Here is a 2,468-nt window from a genome sequence, read left to right on the forward strand (position 1 = left end):
AGATCGAGGCCGAGCTCGCCGCCGCGCGCGATCGCCAGGCCGCTGCCGGCAAGGACGCGAAATGAGGCGCCGCAAGGTAATCGCTGGCGCCCCCGCCTTGCCGTGCTAAAAGATCCCGGTTCAGCCGAGAGTCAGGGCGAACGACTTCAGTCTTCGTTGTCGATGATTGCTCTAAGCATTTGATTTTGAGTAGTTTTCACGACGATCCTGAGCGCCTTTCCGAATCGTCGTCCGTCCTGTCGATTCTGTCTTGACCGGTTGCCCGGAGCCCAGAGAGCCATGGAAGAATTTTACCGCATCCGCCGCCTTCCGCCTTACGTGTTCGAGCAGGTCAACCGGGCCAAGGCGGCCGCGCGGAATGCTGGCGCCGACATCATCGACCTCGGCATGGGCAATCCGGACCTGCCGGCCCCGGCGCATGTGCTGGAGAAGCTGAAGGAGACGCTGGGCAAGCCGCGCACCGATCGCTACTCGGCGTCCCGCGGTATCCCCGGACTGCGCCGGGCCCAAGCCGGCTACTACGCCCGCCGCTTCGGCGTGAAGCTCAACCCCGACACTCAGATCGTGGCGACGCTCGGCTCGAAAGAGGGCTTTGCCAATGTGGCGCAGGCGATCACGGCGCCCGGCGACGTCATCCTCTGTCCGAACCCGAGCTACCCGATTCACGCCTTCGGCTTTTTGATGGCGGGCGGCGTCATCCGCTCGGTGCCCTCCGAGCCGACGCCGCAGTTCTTCGAGGCGGTGGAGCGGGCGATCGTGCATTCGATCCCGAAGCCGCTCGCGCTCGTCGTCTGCTATCCTTCGAACCCGACCGCCTATGTCGCGAGCCTGGACTTCTATAAGGACCTCGTCGCCTTCGCGAAGAAGCACGAGATCCTGATCCTGTCCGATCTCGCTTATGCCGAGGTCTATTTCGACGAGAACAATCCGCCGCCCTCGGTGCTCCAGGTGCCGGGTGCGATCGATGTCACCGTCGAGTTCACCTCGATGTCGAAGACCTATTCGATGGCCGGCTGGCGCATGGGCTTCGCGGTCGGCAATGAGCGGGTGATCGCGGCGCTCGCCCGCGTCAAATCCTACCTCGATTACGGCGCCTTCACGCCGGTCCAGGTCGCGGCGACCGCGGCGCTGAACGGCCCTGACGAGTGCGTCAAGGAGATGCGCGACACCTACCGCAAGCGCCGCGATGCGCTGGTTGAATCGTTCGGCCGCGCAGGCTGGGAGATTCCGCCGCCGGAGGCCTCGATGTTCGCCTGGGTGCCGCTGCCGGAAGCCTTCCGCAGCGTCGGCAGCATGCAGTTCGCGACCCTGATGGTCGAGAAATCCGGCGTCGCGGTGTCGCCCGGCGTCGGCTTCGGCGAGCATGGTGAAGGATATGTCCGCATCGCCATGGTGGAAAACGAGCAACGGATCAGGCAGGCCGCGCGCGGCGTGCGACGCTTCCTTGAAAGCGGCATCGAAACGTTGCACAACGTCGTTCCGCTCGCCAATCGGCGTTAAGTTCTCTTCGGCAGGTTTTCTAAGACATCATGGTTGCACCCCTGAAAGTGGGCATAGCGGGGCTCGGCACCGTGGGCGCCGAAGTGGTCCGTTTGATTGAAACGCAGGCCCGTGTGCTCGCGGGCCGCAGCGGCCGCGGCATCCGTGTCGTTGCCGTCACCGCGCGCTCGAAGGCGAAGAAGCGCGGCGTCGATCTGCGCGGCGTCGAATGGGCCAGGGATCCGATGGCGCTGGCCACTCATCCCGGCATCGATTGCTTCGTCGAGCTGATGGGTGGCGCGGGCGATCCCGCCCTGTCGGCGGTCGAGGCCGCACTCAGCTCCGGCAAGTCGGTCGTCACCGCCAACAAGGCGCTGCTGGCCAAGCACGGTCTCAAGCTCGCCAAGGCGGCCGAAAAGCACGGCGGTGCGCTGAATTATGAGGCAGCCGTCGGCGCCGCGATCCCCGTCATCAAGACGTTGCGCGAGGGTCTCGCCGGAACCGGCATCAACCGCGTCTACGGTATCCTCAACGGCACCTGCAATTACATCCTGACCCGGATGGAGCAGGAAGGTCTGTCCTTCGCCGAATGCCTCAAGGACGCGCAGCGGCTCGGTTATGCCGAGGCCAACCCGTCCTTCGATGTGGATGGTCACGACACCGCGCAAAAACTTGCAATCCTTGCCAGCCTCGCCTTCGGCACGAAAGTTGCTCAAAGCGCGGTGTATGTCGAAGGTATCTCGTCCATCGCACCGGAAGATCTGCGCGCGGCCTCCGATCTCGGCTACCGCGTCAAGCTGCTCGGCGTTGCGGTGCGCACCGCCAAGGGCATCGAGCAGCGCGTGCATCCGACCATGGTCCCCAAATCCTCCTCGATCGCGCAGGTGATGGGTGTCACCAATGCGGTCACGATCGACGGCGAGGGCATTCCGCCGATCACGCTTGTCGGTCCCGGCGCCGGCGGCGCCGCGACGGCATCCGCCGTGGTC

2 protein-coding genes are annotated in these 2,468 nt (G+C 64.9%); both read left to right on the forward strand.

Features of this window, described 5'->3' with window-relative positions:
- Positions 1-279 precede the first annotated feature (279 nt).
- A complete protein-coding gene (locus MOV75_RS34570; protein WP_246931967.1) occupies positions 280-1,500 on the forward strand; it encodes an LL-diaminopimelate aminotransferase in 1,221 nt (406 codons plus the stop codon).
- A 29-nt stretch (positions 1,501-1,529) separates the two neighbouring features.
- Positions 1,530-2,468: homoserine dehydrogenase (locus MOV75_RS34575; protein ID WP_247007583.1), on the forward strand; the 939-nt coding region annotated here is incomplete at its 3' end.

Source organism: Bradyrhizobium sp. PRIMUS42 (assembly GCF_023006515.1).
Classification (GTDB): Bacteria; Pseudomonadota; Alphaproteobacteria; order Rhizobiales; family Xanthobacteraceae; genus Bradyrhizobium.